We start from the raw sequence: 18,747 nt of genomic DNA, 5'->3' as shown, positions 1-18,747 counted from the left end.
TAAAAGTTGCTTTAAAAAGGAGGTTAAAAAGTACCCTCAATTTGTGCGGATAGTGCGCTTGTTTTACAAATTTAACAATAGTCTAAAAAAAACTTTTCGCGACTACTGCGCTTGCTAATACTTTGTTAAAAATAGACTCGAAAATGCTCATTTATAAAACATAAACTCCGTTTTCTCGTCTATTTTTGCCTCGTCTTAACTTCGCTCGTGACATCGTGAATAAGTTTTTTGCATGAAAAAATAAAATGTTTTTTTGATGAAAAAATAGACTATCTTTTAGGTAAGTTTCGCCCTAGAATGCGCGAAAATTTTCATCGTTAAATTGTGGCTTTTTCACTCTCTTTTGTAGGGATTAAAAAGATGACGGTTCGACGATCCTAGCGACCTTTTGCCCTTTAGAGGCGATGTAATGATCACAAGCCCGGTCACCAGTCCTTCTGCAAATATTGATATCCGTTTAGCCAGTGTAGACGATTTAAAAGCCTTGCTCGTTTTGGAAGGCAAAGCTTTTACTGGTGACCGTTTGAGTCGTCGTAGCTTTCGTCATGCCATTACGAGTTCTGGCTCGGCTTTATTTGTCGCAATGAAGGAAGACGGTGAGCTGCTGGGTTATGCTTTGCTACACCTTCGCCAAGGTACTCACTTGGCGCGTTTGTATTCGCTTGCGGTTTCGCCTGAAGCGCGTGGCCTTGGTATTGGAAAATTGTTGATCCAAGCCTGTGAGAAAAAAGCCCTTAAAAAAGGCAAGATGTTGCTGCGTTTGGAAGTCAGTGATGTGAATCACAATGCCATCGCGTTATATCAAAAAATGGGTTACAAGGAATTTGGTCATTATGATGCTTATTACGAAGATCAAACCGATGCGATTCGTATGCAGAAACGTTTGCGTCATGCGGGTGATGAACAAACCACGCGCGCGATTCCTTGGTTAGCACAAGGCACGCCATTCACGTGCGGCCCTGCGTCGCTGCAAATGGTGTTGTCGTCTATGCATCCAGATTATCAAGCGACGCCTAACGATGAGTTAGAAATTTGGCGTGAAGCGACGACGATTTTTATGACGTCTGGTCATGGCGGTTGTCATCCGATGGGCTTGGCTTTGGCGGCGAAGAAACGTGGCTTGTCTGCGGATGTTTGGTTGAGCGAAGAAGGCCCATTGTTTGTCGACAGTGTGCGAAACGAGCTGAAGAAAAATGTTATCACGCGCGTGCATGAAAGCTTTGCTCAACAATGCGAGGAAGCCGATGTTCCCTTGCACTATACAGCGATGCCGTTAGAACAATTGATCGAAGCCTTTGATGAGGGCGCTTTGGCGATTATCTTGATCAGCACCTTTCGCATGGACGGAAAAAAATCCCCCCATTGGGTGGTGATGTCCGGCTACGACGAACATTGCATTCTTGTGCATGATCCAGACTTAGACGACGATAAAAAGTTGCCTGACGATCCACCAAGTCCGTTGGATTGCCAATATGTGCCGATAGCCCGTGATGAGTTTGAAAAAATGTCGCGTTTTGGGCAAAGTCGCTTGCAAGCGACAGTGGTGCTAAAGGCACAATAAGCTCATTTTTCACAATTTCACTTGGCTCACATCTTCCTTGTATCTTCTTTTCGACATGGTAGAAGAAGATACATCTTTCTTATTGTTACCTTCTGCACAAAAATCCAAGCGCTGGTTTTTAAAGGCTGGCATGATGTTACTCATTGAAATGAAATAAATTGATTTAAGGAGTATTCAATGAAGGTTGCGTTTACTAGTGACAATATTGTCGGTGCGTCAGATTCCGTATTTAAAGCCATGTTGGAAGCCGCGCAAGGCGATGCCATGCCGTACGGTAATGATGATGGCACGGCGCAAGTCACGGGTATGTTGTCGGAGCTTTTCGAGTGCGATGTGGATGTCTTTTTGGTCTCTACTGGCACGGCAGCGAATGTATTAAGCATCAGTGCGCTAACGCCGCCATGGGGTAGTGTGTTGTGTCACTCTGAAAGCCATTTGCTGAATGATGAGTGTACCGCGCCGGAGTTTTATACCAATGGCGCGCGTTTTGTTGGTATCGGTGGTGTGGATGCCAAGATGGATCCCGTTCAGCTGCAAAAATTGGTCAATCAAAAAATCGGTGATGTGCATTCTTGCCAGCCTTCGGCGATCAGTTTGTCACAAGTCACCGAAGTGGGCAGTGTGTATTCGTTAGAAGAAATACGCGCCATTACGAGCGTGGCGAAATCGGTTAATTTACCTGTTCATATGGATGGGGCGCGTTTTGCCAATGCTTTGCTTGCTTTGGGTTGTACACCCGCGGAAATGACGTGGAAAGCAGGTATCGATATTTTGTCTTTTGGTGCAACGAAAAATGGTGTGATGGCGGCAGAAGCCATTGTTGTGTTCAAACAAGCTTTGGAAGACAAAGGGATTTCTAGCGAAAAGGTAGCGAAAGAGTTGGGTTATCGTCGCAAACGTGGTGGTCATTTGCATTCCAAAATGCGTTTGCTGTCTTCTCAGATGATTGCTTACTTAACGGATGATTTGTGGCGTACCAATGCGACTCATGCCAACGCTATGATGGCGCTGTTACAAGATGGTTTGAAAACCGTTCCGGGTGTAAAAATTAATACACCAGCTCAGGCGAATATGTTGTTTTGTACCTTGCCCTTGCCAATGATTGACCACCTGCAAACTGAAGGTTTTGGTTTTTACGGTGGTCGTTGGGAAGAAGGTGTGATTCGATTGGTGACGTCTTTTAGAACACCAAAAGAAGGGGTTGAGGCGTTTATTGCGTCAGCGAAGGCGTTTGTTGGGCAATAATTTTGCTAAGAGCGATAACCAGATGGCGCAACCCCGAAGGCTTGTTTGAAGGCCCGATTAAAGTGGCTTTGGTCATAAAAACCGACATCGGCAGCGATGTCGGTGATCATGGCATTGGTTTTGGCTAATTGTGCGCAAGCTCGTTCTAGTCTTAAGCGCATTAGCCATGCATGTGGCGCGAGTCCGGTTTGCTTTTGGAAACGTCGAATAAATTGAAAGCGCGTTAGTCCGCATAATTCTGCTAGGTTATTCAAAGAGATTTTGCTGGATAAGTTGGCTTCGCAGTAATCTCGAACACTTTGTATTTGTTGATTCGTTAGACCTGCGTTTTCTTGGATCAGTGGTTTTTTCTCTGCCGCAAACAGTAAGTTTGAAAGCGCGTTCGCCCATAACGTATCTTTGTGGAGTTGGCTGGCGTATTGGCTTGGATCAAAAGCTTGAGCAAGTTGTAAAAACGAACGGTTGTGTGCGGGCTGATCGATTATCGACGGGGCAAGCTGTAGGTTGGTGTCTCGAGCTTGGCTGTCGAGCAGCGCGGCTTGTATTAATTCTGCTGGAATGCGAAAGGTTTTTAAGTGGCGTGTTGTATTATCTCGCCCTGAACCATCGTGAACTTCGCTAGGTGGCATCAGGCAAATTTGCTTAGGAACTAAGTCCAGAGTTTTATGTTGAACTTTCTGGTGTTGAGAGCCTTGAGTAACAAGCCCTATATGGTAATCCAAATGGTAGTGTGGCTGAAAATGAAACTCTGTGAGTCTTGCTTCACTAATAACCACGCCGGGTAGTTCTTCAATGTGTTGGTAGTGAAAGGATTCAGTGCTCGACATCGTGTAAAGATCTCATTGCTTCTTCAATTAATCTGGTTTTATTGGTGACTTTTGCACCTTAACAGTGCTTACTATGGTAGCAATAAAAATAGTCGTTCTGCTTGTATTTTTGTGCGTGGTGATTCATAACATCGTGTTAAGAATATAAGTCTGTTGTGTTTTGAAAATTTAAGGATTCATTGTTATGGAAGAGTTACTTAGCTATATATTGAGCGTTCAGACTCTGGTGCTTGTACTGGTGGTTGTGCTGCTAAAAACCTCGATCAAGTTTGTGCCACAAAATCAGGCATACGTTATTGAGCGTTTCGGTAAGTACCAATCCACAAAAGAGGCCGGGTTGAATTTCATCTTTCCTTTTATTGATCGTATTTCTGCCGATCGCACGTTAAAAGAGCAGGCCGTTGATGTGCCTGAGCAAAGCGCTATCACCAAGGATAATATTTCTTTGCGTGTCGATGGCGTATTGTATTTCCGTGTATTAGATCCTTATAAAGCAACTTATGGTGTGGAGAATTATGTCTTCGCGGTGACTCAGTTAGCGCAAACTACTATGCGTTCTGAGTTAGGTAAAATGGAATTGGATAAAACATTTGAAGAGCGTGATGTGCTCAACACCAATATTGTGGCGTCGATCAATGATGCAGCAGGTCCTTGGGGTATTCAGGTGTTGCGTTATGAAATAAAAGACATTGTTCCACCCCAATCTGTGATGGAAGCAATGGAAGCACAAATGAAAGCAGAGCGTGTTAAGCGTGCGCAGATTTTGGAATCGGAAGGGGATCGTCAAGCTGCGATTAACCGTGCCGAAGGTCAAAAAGCGTCTGTGGTTTTGGCGGCAGAAGCAGATAAAGAAGAGCAAGTATTGCGCGCAGAAGGTGAGGCGAAAGCTATCGTTGCTGTTGCATCCGCACAAGCAGAAGCCCTTCGTCAGGTTGGTGAAGCTGCGGCGACCGAAGAAGGTCAAAAAGCCATTCAGCTTGATCTTGCAAGCAAGGCAATCGAAGCTAAGCGCGCGATTGCCAAAGAATCGTCTGTTGTCTTGTTGCCAGATGGCGCAACTGAAGCGTCTGCTGTGGTTGCTCAAGCGATGACGATTATTCAGAAAATGACGAAAGGGAGCTAGGTATGGATATCATTGCCAATAATCTGGCCCAAAGCTTGTTTATTGTTGGTTTGATTCTATTGGTCATCGAAGTGGCGGTACTAGGTTTTTCTACCTTTGTGCTGTTCTTTGTTGGCTTGGCTGCGATGGCGACCGGTGCTTTAGTTTATGTTGGGGTATTGCCGAATAGTTTGTTGAGCGCTTCTTTAAGCACTGGCGTGATGACCATATTGGCCACGTTAGTATTGTGGAAGCCGCTTAAACGCATGCAATCTAAGGTGAGCACCAAAAAAACTAAAAGCGAATTTACCGATCATCAGTTCTTTTTGAAAGAAGCTGTAACGCCAACTCAGTCTCCTAAGTACCACTATTCTGGTATTGAATGGTCTTTGGTAAGTGAAGAGCCCATTGAAGCTGGAACGAAAGTAGAAGTGACTGAGGCCGAAGTAGGCAAATTGCACATCAAAGCGATTAGCACTAAGTAAACGGCTTTAGATCCTGATAAAAGAAACGCCAAGTGTGTCGGTTGTAGCGCCGAACATGCTTGGTGTTTTTTTATGGCTTTGGGTGGGAGGCAAAAGCCAGCATTCAGTGATAGACTTGCTTGTAACGTGGATAGGAGTGATGCATATGTCTGACGCATTAAAAACCGTACTGGATAATATGGAGCTATTAACGCCTAGTGAAAAAGCTTTGGCAGCTCATTGTCTTTTGTCTTCTCTTGAAGGTGAGCCAAGTAATGATGTCGAGTCGGCTTGGTTGGCATTAGCAGAAGATCGCAGCAATGCTTTGTTATCTGGTGATGTAAAGGCAGTACATTGGGAGGAGATTAAGGCTCAAGTTATAAAATAATATGTTGAATTTAACCTTTCACCCTGATGTCAGTCAGGAAATTAAATCCTCCTATGATTGGTATCAACTTCAAGCCAAAGGGCTTGGTGATGATTTTATTAAAGAGCTTGAATCTGCATTCAAAACAATTCTGGCGCTTCCTCGAACTTGGCCCAAGTTCGGTGCAAATCATCATAGATTTTTATTATCTCGTTTTCCTTTCTCTGTCATTTATCAAGTGCATTCAGATAACCTTTATATGGTTGCCATCATGCATAACAGTAAAAATCCGGGCTATTGGTTGAAAAGAGGTTAATTGGTGCTTTCTGCACTGGTGATTTTCTGCGGCAACCAAAACGAAATAACACTGGTGAGAACAAGAAACCCGCAAGACACCCAAAGGCAGGCAATTAATCCAAAGTCTTGGTAAATCCAGCCTGACAAAATCGTGCCAATGAGCCGTCCCATGGCATTGGCCATGTAGTAAAAGCCCACATCTAATGACACGCCATCTTCACTGGCATAGTGAACGATTAAGTAGCTGTGTAGCGAAGAGTTGATAGCAAACACCACACCGAACACGATAAGCCCACTCAACAGTATCCATAACGCCTGATCGGCGCTTTCTAAGCCAATCGCGATGGCCGCAGGAATGGCTGTTAGTAATATGGCCCAGAATCTGGCTTGTGTGCCGGTTGGTGTTTGTTGTTTGGTTTTTCCTGTGATGTGTGGTGCAAGGCTTTGGACTATGCCGTAGCCGATGACCCACAAGGCGAGGAAGCTGCCGACGCGCCAGTGATCCCAGTCAAACTGGCTGGATAAATACACCGGAACAGCAATCACAAACCATACATCCCGAGCGCCGAACAGAAAGAGGCGAGCGGCAGACAGAATATTGATTTCAGCGCTCTTGGAAAACATTTGTGAGAACTTCGGTTTGTTCTTCGCCTTGCCTAAATCTTCTCGAAGTAGATACAAACTGGCAAGCCAAACGATAGCAAGGGCAATCGCCATGGCTAAGATGGCATTATGAAAACCAATAGTGCTGAGTAGAAAACCACCGAGAAAAAAACCCACGCCTTTGAGGGCATTTTTCGAGCCGGTTAGTAGAGCGACCCATTTGTATAAAGTGCCGCTGGCGTTTTTGGGTACTAGGGTTTTGATGGCGCTTTTGGCGCTCATCTTGTTGAGATCTTTGGCGATGCCGGATAAAGCTTGTGCCGCCATGACCAAAGGAATGGTGAGAAAACTGGCGGGTAATAACAGCATAGACAAGGCGACAACTTGCATGGCGAGGCCAATGTTCATGGTGCGGTTGAGTCCCCATTTCGCACCAAGCCAGCCACCAAATAAGTTGGTAATGACGCCAAAGAATTCGTAAAACAAGAAGAGCAAAGCGATGTCCAGTGCGCCATAACCCAGCTGATAAAAATACAACACGACCAACATGCGCAACGCGCCGTCGGTCAGAGTGAAGCTCCAGTAATTGCCGGTGACGATAAGGTACTGACGAACGCTTTTTGGTAATTGTGACAGCATGGGTTATTTTCGCTTTGCTCTGTTGTTTGTATTAGATCGCTTTATCTAGCGTACCGACTTTGCGCACCAATTCGGCTGTACGATTTGCGTAGCCCCATTCATTGTCGTACCAAACGTAGAGTTTTACTTGTGTCCCATTAATCACCATGGTGCTGAGTGCATCGATGATGCAAGAGCGTGGATCGGTACGGTAATCAATCGATACTAATGGGCGAACTTCGTAGCCAAGGATGTTTTTTAATTCGCCTTCGCTGGCGGTTTTGAGTAGTTGATTGATTTCTTCTTCTGACGTCGGGCGTTTCATTTCAAACACGCAATCGGTTAAAGACGCGTTGGTCAAAGGCACGCGCACAGCATGGCCGTTTAGTTTGCCTTTTAGTGCTGGAAAGATATGCGTAATGGCGGTGGCTGAGCCTGTGGTGGTTGGAATCAAACTGCTGCCACAAGAACGAGCTCGACGTAAATCTTTGTGCGGCGCGTCAATGATGGTTTGTGTGTTGGTGATGCTATGAATTGTTGTCATAGAGCCATGCTTTATGCCTATAGCATCTTGCAATACTTTAACCACTGGGGCGAGTGAATTGGTGGTGCAAGACGCTGCGGTGACAATAGGATGTAAGCTTGGATCGTAGTCGTCATCGTTAACGCCCATGACGATATTCAGAACGCCATCTTCTTTGACTGGGGCGGTAACGACAACACGCTTCACGCCTTGATTCAAATAAGCTTGCAGCGCGGCTTTGGTTTTCATTGCGCCAGTTGCTTCAATCACCACGTCGCACTGCGACCAGTCCGTTTCTGCAATCGTACGATTTTGTGTACAAGTAATGGTTTTGCCATTCACAATGATATTGTTGCTTTCGCTGCTTGCCTCGTTGTGCCAGAGACCATGAACCGAGTCGAAGTTAACCAAGTGAGCAAGTGTGGCTGCATCGCCTTTTAGATCGTTGATTTGCACAAACTCCACATCGTCCCAGTCAAAAGCTGCGCGAAAAGAAAGTCGTCCCATACGGCCAAAGCCGTTTATTCCTACTTTAATAGTCATTGTGTTGTCTCAAATGCATGATGAAAATTGGATGTTTAGCAGCAAGTTCCAGTACGTTTTGGCCTGCCGCCCATGGTTTCGAGCTGATTTATGTTGTCTTTTAGCCACAAAATTTGGTTGTCTAATGTGGTTTGTAAGACACTCTTCGCCCAATTAGGCAGTTCAGGGTGTAATTGATAAAACACCCATTGTCCTTGTCTTCGATCACTCAGAACACCATTTTTTCGTAGCTGAGCAAGGTGGCGAGATATTTTAGGTTGCGTTTCATTTAGTGCTTCGGTGAGTTCGCAAACGCACAGTTCTTGATATTGAGTAATGAGTAATAGGCTTCGCAATCTGGTGTCATCGGCGAGCGCTTTGTAGAAATTATCGGGCTTCATTGTAAAAAACACATCAGTTAATGTTGATCGAAGTGTATATGGAAAAACGTATATATGCAAAACCATATATTCTAATTGTTAAACATTTAACAAAAAGTTCATCTATGGTTTGGGCTGAAAATAGAAAAGTCGAAGGCAATAAAAAGGGCGAGTTCCGAAGAAGTCGCCCTTGATGGATATTGCTTGATGAGTATTGTTTGATAGAAATTGAATGCTTTAACGCAGAATCAGAAGTGGAATATCACTCTCGATTATCATCTTGCTGGTGTTGCTGCCAACGAAGAATTGACGAACTTTAGAGTGAGCATACGCTCCCATTGCCATGAGTTCGATGCCATTTTCTTCACGGTATTGAGTCAGTACTGGATAGATCTTACCCGGAATGATGGATGCTGTGACGTCGAAGCCTTCTTCTTCAAGAATTCGATGTGCCTCTTCGAGCTTGGCACGTTTTTCTGATGTTGCTTCGCCAGCCATAACCAGATGGCAAGGCAGGCCAAGTAATAGTGGGCTTTGTGCAATACGTTCGATGGCATTGTCTGCGGCTTCTCGACCATCGTAAGCAATCATAAAGTTGGTGGGTATTTTAAACTGTCCAACACTGATTAAAATTGGACGATGCAGTGTTCGAGCGACGCGTTCAATGTGAGAGCCAATGGTGTGGGCGCTTTGCGTATGGCCGCTGCCGCAACGACCTACGACGATAAGGCGAGTTTCTTCCTCAAGGTCGAGGAGGTTGTCGACTAGGTCGCCGTGTCTTTGCAATAGCTCGATTTGCTTAGCACCAGCTTTATGCGCAAAATCTTTGGCATTTTCGAGTGCCAGTTTGCCATGCTCTAAGGCCAATTTGGCACGCTTTGCATCCAAGGCGACAAGCTCTTCTAGCAAGTGTTCTCGACTGCCTAAGCCGATTGAGCCAGAAAGATCTTCATCGGTTCTCGAGGCTTCTTTTTCTAAGGAGTGCATCAAGGTTAGTGGCGAGCCCATTTGCTTGGCCGCCCACACGGATGCTGTGGTGACGCACTCAGATAGAGAAGATCCATCAATACAGGCAATTATATTAGTCATGTTGCACTCCTTTTTCTTTTTCGAAGGGTGGACTTAATGACCGCCCATTACTTTTTCGACTTCTTCAGGGCTATTATGCACCCCAAATTTATCGACAATCGTAGCACTGGCTTCGTTCATACCGACCAGTTCAACCTCGGCACCTTCACGTCGGAATTTGATAACCACCTTGTCCAAAGCTGACACGGCTGTGATATCCCAAAAATGCGCATCGGTTAAATCAATCGTAACGCTTTCCACTGCTTCTTTAAAATCAAAAGATGCAATAAATTTAGTTGTCGATGCAAAAAATACTTGACCAATGACTTTATAAGTCCGAATTCCATTTTGCTCATCTTGCTCTTTTTTCACAACCATGAATCGACTAATTTTATGCGCAAAAAACATTGCTGCGATCAGGACGCCGACTAAGACACCTTTTGAAAGGTCGTGAGTTGCTAATACAGTAATGACAGTCGCTAACATCACAATATTAGTAGAGAGTGGGTGTTTTTTCAGGTTGATAACGGATTCCCAGGAGAATGTACCAATTGACACCATGATCATTACCGCTACCAAAGCAGCCATTGGGATTTGTCCGATGAGATCATCCAAGAAAACCACCATAATCAACAGTAAAAAGCCAGCAAGAAAAGTAGAAAGGCGACCTCGTCCACCTGATTTGACGTTAATAACTGATTGACCAATCATGGCGCAACCAGCCATTCCTCCAAGTAAACTAGAAGTAATGTTGGCAATACCTTGACCTTTACATTCGCGGTTTTTATCACTACTTGTATCAGTAAATTCATCGATAATAGTCGCGGTCATCATAGATTCCATTAAACCTACTGCTGTAAGGCTGAGAGAGTAAGGCAAGATGATCATCAAAGTTTCTAAATTTAATGGAATGTCAGGCCATAGGAAAATGGGTAGTGAATTGGGTAACTCACCCATATCAGAAACAGTACGTATGTCTAAGCCATAGGTTGTACAAAAGACCGTTAGTAAAACAATACACACCATTGGTGATGGAATGGATTTGCCAATGGCAGGAAGTAATGGGAATAAGTAGATGATGCCAAGACCTACGGCTGTCATTGCATAAACGTGCCAGGTTACATTAGTCAGTTCAGGTAATTGTGCCACGAAAATTGAAATGGCTAAAGCGTTCACAAAGCCTGTGACCACCGACTTGGACACAAATCGCATTAATAAGCCGAGTTTTAAATACCCCGCGATAATTTGAAAAATGCCAGTCAGTAAGCTGGCAGCAAGTAAGTACTGCAATCCATGTTGCGCTACTAAATCAGTGACCAGCAAAGCCATGGCGCCTGTTGCGGCAGAAATCATGCCGGGACGACCGCCTAGGAATGAGATTACAACAGCAATACAAAAAGAGGCATATAAGCCTACTTTAGGGTCGACGCCTGCAATGATGGAAAAGGCAATGGCTTCAGGAATCAAAGCAAGGGCAACCACAGTGCCAGCGAGTGTGTCGCTTTTAATGTTTGAGAACCAGTCTCGTTTTATCGTATCGATCATGTATTACCTTCTGAATAAATAAGAGTAAATTAAGCAGACGCTAATTCTTATTGACGGTTTGCTTTATAGGCTTTTTATCTTGTTAGCCGTTTTATAAAAATATGTTCTGAATATTGTGCCATGACAAGGACTGTGCAAAACATTCCTCAAAGGCGCATTGAGCATTGAGTGAGTCGAGAGACTCAGAAAGAGACATCGCGCAGCGTTTGATTCTTAAGTGCTTAAGATCTGTGCCCGAAAGTGCGGAAATTATAAAGAGTTGACTTATGCATGGCAATGACAACAGGGCAGAAGATCTGCAGTATTAAAGGCGGAAGGCAAAAAAGAATTAAAAAAGGACGAAAAACGTTAAAAAAGTGGACTGACTGTACCAAGGTACAATAGCTACCTTGTCTTTTCTGCCTTATCTTAAGAGTAATTTAGGACTATTCCCGTTTATCAGGTTTCACTTTTAAGGTAATTATCATGAGCGACAGTCAAGTACCATTTGCAACACTAGGCAACGCGATAGGCTTTATCACTAAGTTATCAGGTTCAGTGACGATCCAATCCATTGATGGCCAAGAGCGTGTGGTGAAAATCGGCGACCCGATTTTCTTTGGCGAGACTGTCCTGACTGGCCCCAATGGCAGTGTAGTGATTTCCTTTGTTGATGGAACGGAAGTCGAAATCGGTAGAGAGTCTGTTGTCGAAATGACGGACGAAATCTACAACACTGGTGATAATGCTGACCTTGTTGCTGATTCTTCTACTGATACTGAAGCACTACAAAATGCAATTCTCGCTGGTGATGATCCAACCTTAGTTCAAGATGCACCTGCTGCGGGTGAAGCTCAACTAGAACAACAGCGCGTCGATGTTGATATTGATAGAAATGATAACAGTGCTCAGCCTACCTTTGGAGCTGATTCATTCAACGCATTACCGACGTTTGGTAATGATACAGATATAAACAATGCTAGCCGAGTTCAGCAAGCCTCGTTCATAACACCTTCTAATAGTTCAGCAAGAGCTACTGTTTCCGAGACTACAGTTACTAAGGATCCAGCTATTGCAGGGACTGTGACGGTAAACTCTATAACCTCCGATGATGTGGTTAATGCTACTGAAGCTGCAAGTACAATAACCGTATCTGGTTCTGCAGTAGGCGGAGACATTACTCAAGGTGATCAAGTCGTCTTGGTCATTAATGGAACAACCTATACAACCACAGTTAGCTCAACTGGCACTTGGTCTGTTGGTGTTGCTGGTCCAGATTTAGCGGCAGATACCGCATTTGATGCTGTTGTAACATCCAGTAATAGTTCTGGAAATACAGTTGAGAGCATAGGTTCATCGACACATGCGGTTGATGTTGTTATTCAGGGGCGGATGTCCATATCAGATGTTACATCGGACGATATTGTTTCTGCAGCTGAAGCTGAAGAAACTGTAACAATTACTGGGATTGTTTCTGGTGATGTAAAAAATGGTGATGTAGTTACGCTTACCGTAAATGGTAAAGAATATGCTGGTACGGTTACTAATCGCACCTTTAGCATAGATGTTGCTGGTAGTGATCTTGCTCAAGATCCAGATAGACGTATAGATGCAACAATCACTTTGACTGACAATGCCGGCAACACTCTTGTTGTGACGGCTAACTCAAATTACCAAGTTGACACCACTGGTCCAACCGTGACGATCACGGCTGCAGACAGCAATCTGTCAGCGGGTGAAGCGACGACGATTACGTTCCAGTTCAGTGAAACGGTAGAAGGGTTCAGTGTCGATGACATCAGCGTGGCAGGCGGTACGTTAAGCGGCCTAACGCAAGTGGATGGAGACACCTGGACAGCGACGTTCACGCAAAGTGGCACAGACACGCCGAGCGTGGCGGTGACCAATGAAAGCTACACAGACGTTGCGGGCAACAAGGGTGCTTCAGGCGCGTTGACGATGGCGGCGGACACCACTGGTCCAACCGTGACGATCACGGCTGCAGACAGCAATCTGTCAGCGGGTGAAGCGACGACGATTACGTTCCAGTTCAGTGAAACGGTAGAAGGGTTCAGTGTCGATGACATCAGCGTGGCAGGCGGTACGTTAAGCGGCCTAACGCAAGTGGATGGAGACACCTGGACAGCGACGTTCACGCAAAGTGGCACAGACACGCCGAGCGTGGCGGTGACCAATGAAAGCTACACAGACGTTGCGGGCAACAAGGGTGCTTCAGGCGCGTTGACGATGGCGGCGGACACCACTGGTCCAACCGTGACGATCACGGCTGCAGACAGCAATCTGTCAGCGGGTGAAGCGACGACGATTACGTTCCAGTTCAGTGAAACGGTAGAAGGGTTCAGTGTCGATGACATCAGCGTGGCAGGCGGTACGTTAAGCGGCCTAACGCAAGTGGATGGAGACACCTGGACAGCGACGTTCACGCAAAGTGGCACAGACACGCCGAGCGTGGCGGTGACCAATGAAAGCTACACAGACGTTGCGGGCAACAAGGGTGCTTCAGGCGCGTTGACGATGGCGGCGGACACCACTGCGCCAGAAGATGGAGATGGTGTTAATACAATTTCATTTGAGACTAATGGTGATATCTATTTAAACAAAGCTGAAAGTGGTTCTACGGATTTGACTGGTAAGGTTGAGTCAGGAGCTTCCGTAGTTGGTATTGTGATTACGGATAGCGCGAATCCAGCTAATACATTATCTGTTCCTGTCTCTGCTATATCAGTAGATAGTGAAGGTAATGTGTCTGTTGAAGGGCTTGATTTAGCTGGTTTGGTTGATGGTTCATTAACTGTTTCCATGTCTGTTGTTGATGCAGCGGGTAATGAAGGCAATGTTACTAATACCGCGACTTTAGATACGACTATCACTGCGGCTTTGTATTTTGATGATGTTACAGAGGATGATGTTGTCAATGCTCTTGAGTCACAGGGAACGGTCACTTTAACTGGTACCTTTATTGTTGATAATGACACTAATGCTAAGAATATTGTGGTTACTATCAATGGTCATGAATATATGGTTAATGCTGGAGACATTCAGAGTGAGGGAGGCTTCTCGTTGGAAGTTAACGGTGCTGATTTAGCAGGAGATTCTGATCATAAATTGCAAGTAAAAGCAGAATTTGAAGATGATGCTGGTAATGTTATTGCTGTCGAAACGGGTGGTGGTCTTAATTATTCAGTCGACCTTTTTGCTACAGCGGGTATGGTAACAATTGACCCAATAACGTCCGATGACGTGATCAATGCGAGTGAAGCCGCTAGTACGGTATCTATTTCCGGTAAAGCTACTGGCGGCGATATTAGCGAAAACGATGTTGTGACTATGACAATTAATGGTCATGAATATACTACTAAAGTTGGTTCTGATGGCACTTGGTCGGTAGATGTTGCTGGTTCTGATTTGGCAGCGGATACTGCATTTGATGTGAAGGTAGAATCTACGGATGCTGTTGGTAACAATGTTACGAGTACAGGCTCTTCGACTCATACTGTTGATACGCTAGCGGGTGATACTGGTAGCGCGCCTAGAGTGACTATTACAGAAGACTATGAAGGTATAATGACTGGGTCGCGACCTGATGGGATTATCAGCAGCCGTGAACTTGATGGTGATATTGATGTAAAAATCAAGTTGCCATCGGGTACTGTTGAGGGTGATACCATTTCGGTTACAGATGGTTCCACTACGTCTAATATCGTTGTTAGTTCTAGTATGCTTTCTAGTGGCTTTGCCTATGCTGCTTTTGCAAATCCTGGTGATGGTGAGACGATTAAGGTTACCGCTACCTTAACAGATCAATTTGGTAATACTTCAGAAAATGGTTCAGCTAGCGCGATTATGAATCTTTCTGCTGAAGCGGGTACTGTGACAATAAATCCAATTACTTCAGATGACAAAATTGATGGTATTGAGTTAGGTCAAACAGTGACTGTTTCTGGTACCGCAACTGGTGGTGATATTTCTGTTGGTGATGTGGTCAAGATGACGATTAACGGTAAGGAATATACCGCGACAGTTGATGGAAGTGGTGGTTGGGCTGTTGATGTTGCAGGCAGTGATTTGGCTGCTGATTCGGAGTTTCAGGTGGTTGTTACCTCAAGGGATGATGTTGGCAATACTGTAGAAAGTGTTGGAGTTTCTAGTCACTCAGTCGATCTTTCAGCATCGGTTACTTACTCACTTATTGAAGGTGAATCTCATGTATTGACGGATCTTCCTGTTGGCTTCTCTTTCCCTGCTGGAACTAATCAGGTAACGACCGATTTTGGTGGAACAATTACGCTGAATGATAACGGCCAATATGTGTATCAAGCGCCTGTTCGTGATCATAGTGACTCTCATTCAGATCAAGATAGTGTGACCGTAACCCTTGCTGATGGCCGTACATTTACTGTGAATGTTGATATTCAAGATGACGTGCCAAATTCAGTAACAACCTCTGATACTTTATTTATCACTAATGGTCCTGCAGCCGCAGATAGCTTTACGGTTGGGTCATTTGCGAATGGTTTTGTTAATTCAAAATTTACTAGCGCTCACTACCAAAATACTCAAACTGAAGACAATGATGCCGACGCTTATAAAGACAAACTAACTTGGGATGATTGGGATTCTAGCAATGGTGGACCTAGTGCTTATAGTCTAAATGATCCAACGACTCAATCTACTGTCTCTATGGATGGTAAATTCTCTATCGGTGAATTTGTTCATAATAACAGTACTATGTGGTCTGACTATGGGACGTTGAAGTCAACAACTATGAAGGTTACTTTTAGTTTGACTATTGATGGAACAAGTCAAACGATAGAGTTTGATGTGCCTATTACGCACAATGAGACCACCAATAACAACGACGGTGGAGACGATATTGTTACCTTAGGTAAGTTGCCATCTACCGAAATTACTGTGAATGGTGTGACTTATAAAGTTGTCTTAGATGGCTTTAGTGGTGCAAATCCGACAGTGATTTCTACTCCTGAAGGTGAAAGTAGTACTCGTTCTCTGCAAGCTCACGTTGAAGTAATTAATGTCCCAGAGGCTAATCAATCATTAAATGGATCAGTAACCGTTGATGCAGGTGCGGATGGTTTAGATCATATTGTTAAAGATACGGTGGAAGATGCTAATGGAACCCTTGTTCTTAAAAGTGACGGAACTTATACATTCACGCCAAGTGCAAGCCTTGTTAATTCGTTAGGAGCAGCGGAGTCTAAGGTCCTCACATACACTTACAAAGTGGTGGATGGAGATGGTGATGTGTCGGAAAATACTCTTAATATTACCGTCGCTAATAAAGATACGTTAGCTGTGAATGACTCTAATGCTGATGTAGAAGACCAGGTAATTAGCGCGTCTGCTGCAGAAGGCGTATTGGCCAACGATGTTGATCTTGATGGTACTGCACTAACAGTTTCTTCGTTCTCTGTTGGAAATAATACTGTTAATGCTGGCGGGACATTGGTGATAGTCGGTGTTGGTAGTTTGGTTGTCAATGCCGATGGGTCTTATGTATTTACTCCTGTGAAGGATTGGTCTGGTTCTGTACCGGAAATACAATATCAGACGAATACAGGTGCAAGTGGCACATTAGCTCTGACTGTTACTCCTGTAGCGGATACTCCTACTTTAAGTGTCAGTGTTGGTGCTGGTACTTATGAAGATTCGTCTATTACTCGTAGTGCATCCTCTATTTCCCAGTTAGGTAATATCGGAACGGGCTACATTAATGGCCCTGCAGTTCAAGACACCGAGACACGAGAGTTTGACTTTGGGATCGAAAATGCTGGCAAAACGATCATTTTGTCGTTTAAAACTGATGTGTCTGGTAGTTGGGATAATGTATACACTCCAGACACTTATTCTATTAAAGCAAATGGTGAGACACTACAGAGCTTTAATTATAATTACTCCAATAATGGTGAAGGCCATCAGTCCACTCAAACGAATTCTTATCAAGTTACTTTAGATAGTCAGGGTAAGGTGTCAGTTGACTTTGTTGTCGCAAGTACCGCAAATACTGAAGTGGTTGACGTGTCTGATATAAAAGCAACATTAAGCTCTAGTCATGAGGCGTTGTTGTATCCATTCACTATTAATGGTGTGGAGCAGGATGTCGATGGTAGTGAGGTATTATCTTATGTTGTCTCTGACTTACCTGACGGCGTTACGTTAGTTGATGCGAATGGAAATTCGCTTACTGAAAACCCAGATGGTAGTTACAATCTAACCGAATCACAGGTTACCGGTGTTCAGCTACGTGTTGAATATGGCACACCAGCTTTTGATGTCAGTGTTTCAGTTACATCGAAAGATGGAGAGTCTGTTTCTACTGCTGTTTCAGAAACTGTTCATGTGGACAGCTCTAGCTTGGGCGGCTTGTATGGTGAGTTCTTTGCTACTGACGCTTACGCGAATAATGGTGGTTATAAGTATATTAATGGTTTAAGTGATGCTAAGGATGTAATTGAATCTGGTAAAGCAGATGCCACTTTTACATCGAAAGAGTTGTCTTATAATCATGGATCGGGAGATTTAGGGAAAGGTAATAACCTTGAGTCTTTCCTTGGAGATGATAGCGGCTCTCTTAGTTCACATCCTTCCACGAATTCAGATGGGTCAGTGCTAAGGCTTTCTGGTTATGTTGCTCTAGCTGCTGGGACTTATTACATTAAAGTGAATGCAGATGATGGGTATGAAATTTCCATCGATGGCAAGGTCGTTGCCCATTATGATTGGAATCAAACAATTCAGGAAAGAACGGAGACTTTTACCGTAAGTGGTGATGGTAATCATAATATCCAAATTATTTATTGGGATAAGGGCGGTGAATACGCTTTGGATGTGTCTCTATCCAAAGATGGTAGCCATTATTCACCAATAGGAAGTGATGATTATCCAACAAGTCATACTGCCGCCAATATTGATGATCGTGCGACTTATATTGGAGATACCGAATCTCTAGCTGATAAAATTGCCCATATTCACGACACTGATAGGGTTCAGTCATGGGATGGGGAGGCTCATGGTGACAGCCAAGCCAACGATATAAGAGGCAATGGATCAGACAATTGGTCAAGCAAGGACAAGCTATTTGGTGAAGGCGGTGATGATGTTCTTATCGGTGGGGATGGTGCTGACACACTAAATGGCGGTGCTGGTAACGATACGTTACTTGGAGGGATGATCGGCACCGAGGATTGGGATGTCGACACCTTAACGGGTGGGGAAGGAAAAGACACCTTTATTCTCCAAGATCACGGCCAAGCTTATGGTTGGAGTTTAGAGCATAATGATTTGATTACAGACTTTAATGCTAAGGATGACGCTTTAGATTTAACCGACTTGTTAACTGGCCTAGATGGTGATCCAGGCAAAGGTGCAGAAACGGATGCTATTGCAGACTTCTTAACCGCTCATGTTAGTGCACAGGATGGCCATGTGAAAATAAATGGGCATGATGTCGCTACTTTTGGAGAGAAATCTAACTTCGATTCAAATGGCGTTGATGGTGTTACAACCGCAGACTCCATCAAAGTCATCTACAACGACCAAGAGTACAACATCAATATTGATGGCTAATCTTGCTCTGACATAGATATCACTAAAAAGGCCGAATCGTT

General features: G+C 44.3%; 13 protein-coding genes. 7 read left to right on the top strand and 6 right to left on the bottom strand.

All coding sequences use genetic code 11. From position 1 onward, the window contains the following. Positions 1-409: 409 nt before the first annotated feature. Together ACO05V_RS15960 and ACO05V_RS15955 are read left to right on the top strand one after the other, a co-directional pair. Positions 410-1,561 carry a peptidase C39 family protein gene (locus ACO05V_RS15960; RefSeq protein WP_421853621.1) on the top strand — a complete coding sequence of 384 codons (1,152 nt, stop codon included), beginning with the start codon at positions 410-412 and terminating at the stop codon, positions 1,559-1,561. 177 nt (positions 1,562-1,738) lie between these two features. Beyond that, positions 1,739-2,806: a threonine aldolase family protein gene (locus tag ACO05V_RS15955; protein WP_421853618.1), complete on the top strand. Its 1,068-nt coding sequence runs from the start codon at positions 1,739-1,741 to the stop codon at positions 2,804-2,806. A gap of 5 nt (positions 2,807-2,811) precedes the next feature. On the opposite strand, the gene ACO05V_RS15950 is transcribed toward ACO05V_RS15955, so the two are convergent. Further along, entirely contained in the window at positions 2,812-3,633 is an 822-nt protein-coding gene (locus ACO05V_RS15950; RefSeq protein ID WP_421853615.1) for a helix-turn-helix domain-containing protein, read from the bottom strand. Positions 3,634-3,817: 184 nt separating this feature from the next. Between ACO05V_RS15950 and ACO05V_RS15945 the strand changes: the two genes are divergently transcribed. From ACO05V_RS15945 to ACO05V_RS15930, 4 genes are all read left to right on the top strand, one after another. Then, entirely contained in the window at positions 3,818-4,756 is a 939-nt protein-coding gene (locus ACO05V_RS15945; RefSeq protein ID WP_169460147.1) for an SPFH domain-containing protein, read from the top strand. Between the two features lie 2 nt (positions 4,757-4,758). Beyond that, on the top strand, positions 4,759-5,220 hold the full coding sequence (locus tag ACO05V_RS15940; RefSeq protein ID WP_421853610.1) for an NfeD family protein: 462 nt from the start codon (positions 4,759-4,761) through the stop codon (positions 5,218-5,220). A 145-nt stretch (positions 5,221-5,365) separates the two neighbouring features. Further along, a complete protein-coding gene (locus ACO05V_RS15935) occupies positions 5,366-5,587 on the top strand; it encodes an addiction module protein (protein ID WP_421853607.1) in 222 nt (73 codons plus the stop codon). A 1-nt stretch (position 5,588) separates the two neighbouring features. Then, positions 5,589-5,882 carry a type II toxin-antitoxin system RelE/ParE family toxin gene (locus tag ACO05V_RS15930; RefSeq protein ID WP_421853604.1) on the top strand — a complete coding sequence of 98 codons (294 nt, stop codon included), beginning with the start codon at positions 5,589-5,591 and terminating at the stop codon, positions 5,880-5,882. Here ACO05V_RS15930 and arsJ read toward each other — a convergent pair. The 5 genes from arsJ to ACO05V_RS15905 all read right to left on the bottom strand — a co-directional run bounded on the left by arsJ (position 5,879) and on the right by ACO05V_RS15905 (position 11,122). Continuing rightward, positions 5,879-7,105: an organoarsenical effux MFS transporter ArsJ gene (gene arsJ / locus ACO05V_RS15925; RefSeq protein ID WP_421853601.1), complete on the bottom strand. Its 1,227-nt coding sequence runs from the start codon at positions 7,103-7,105 to the stop codon at positions 5,879-5,881. The genes ACO05V_RS15930 and arsJ overlap by 4 nt on opposite strands. A 31-nt stretch (positions 7,106-7,136) precedes the next feature. Next, positions 7,137-8,150: an ArsJ-associated glyceraldehyde-3-phosphate dehydrogenase gene (locus ACO05V_RS15920; RefSeq protein WP_421853599.1), complete on the bottom strand. Its 1,014-nt coding sequence runs from the start codon at positions 8,148-8,150 to the stop codon at positions 7,137-7,139. Positions 8,151-8,185: 35 nt separating this feature from the next. After that, entirely contained in the window at positions 8,186-8,530 is a 345-nt protein-coding gene (locus tag ACO05V_RS15915; RefSeq protein ID WP_421853595.1) for a metalloregulator ArsR/SmtB family transcription factor, read from the bottom strand. A gap of 216 nt (positions 8,531-8,746) precedes the next feature. Beyond that, positions 8,747-9,598, bottom strand: coding sequence for a universal stress protein (locus ACO05V_RS15910; protein WP_421853592.1), 852 nt, complete (start codon positions 9,596-9,598; stop codon positions 8,747-8,749). A 33-nt stretch (positions 9,599-9,631) separates the two neighbouring features. Then, complete coding sequence (locus ACO05V_RS15905) at positions 9,632-11,122, bottom strand: SulP family inorganic anion transporter (RefSeq protein WP_421853589.1); 1,491 nt, start codon at positions 11,120-11,122, stop codon at positions 9,632-9,634. Between the two features lie 465 nt (positions 11,123-11,587). Here ACO05V_RS15905 and ACO05V_RS15900 point away from each other — a divergent pair, with 465 nt between their 5' ends. Further along, a complete protein-coding gene (locus ACO05V_RS15900) occupies positions 11,588-18,706 on the top strand; it encodes a retention module-containing protein (RefSeq protein ID WP_421853586.1) in 7,119 nt (2,372 codons plus the stop codon). The last annotated feature ends 41 nt before the right edge of the window (positions 18,707-18,747 follow it).

It is taken from the genome of Marinomonas sp. (assembly GCF_965225885.1).
Classification (GTDB): domain Bacteria; phylum Pseudomonadota; class Gammaproteobacteria; order Pseudomonadales; family Marinomonadaceae; genus Marinomonas.
This window is presented reverse-complemented; position numbering and strand designations above follow the sequence as displayed.